General features: G+C 54.8%; 2 protein-coding genes. Both read left to right on the top strand.

All coding sequences use genetic code 11. The annotated features are described in order from the left end of the window. A partial coding sequence (locus AC1RPU_RS07740; protein ID WP_481769602.1) for a hypothetical protein occupies positions 1-281 on the top strand: 281 nt, incomplete at its 5' end. 61 nt (positions 282-342) lie between these two features. Next, positions 343-602: hypothetical protein (locus AC1RPU_RS07735; protein WP_481769601.1), on the top strand; the 260-nt coding region annotated here is incomplete at its 3' end.

The raw sequence follows: 602 nt of genomic DNA, 5'->3' as shown, positions 1-602 counted from the left end.
CAGACGCCCTTGCGTGGACGGGGCCCTCCGCGTATGCGCAGGGGCGCGCTCAGGACCCCGAACTAGATCATCACGAAACGCCAGAACCAGAAGATGAAGGACCGATGAGTCTGGAGCGATTCATTGAGCACACCATACACCCGGGCCCGAAGCGTGCAGCTGAAATGGAGTGGTCAATTGCTGGTCTGGCAAACTGGCACAGCTCTTCGTCGCACGGTCACAGTGATGTGGCGCGGCTCATAACATGGCCGATCTATAATTACCTGAAGGATATGGGCTAATCTGCTTGAGTGGACACATCATTTCATATCGCGCCTTATCCGCAAATTTGCGAAGCGCCAGATGAAGAAATGGCTGACCAAGTTCTTGTGGCGGTTTATACGGTTTGCGGCGCGCGTTCTATGGGGTGCCGCTCGATGGTTGATGCGTAACATCTTCAAGACGCTTATCCGTCTTGTGGTGCGCCCCATGATCACGTTGGTGTTGGAAGCATTGGTTCTGAATCCTGCGGTGCTCGCTGGTCTGGCCGTTGCCGGTGGTCTAGGCGTCCTAGGCTATTTCGCATGGGACACGTTTTTCAAAGCATCGCCCATAGTAGATAC

This window comes from Dellaglioa sp. CoH-55-MRSF-7 (assembly GCF_056782235.1).
This window is presented reverse-complemented; position numbering and strand designations above follow the sequence as displayed.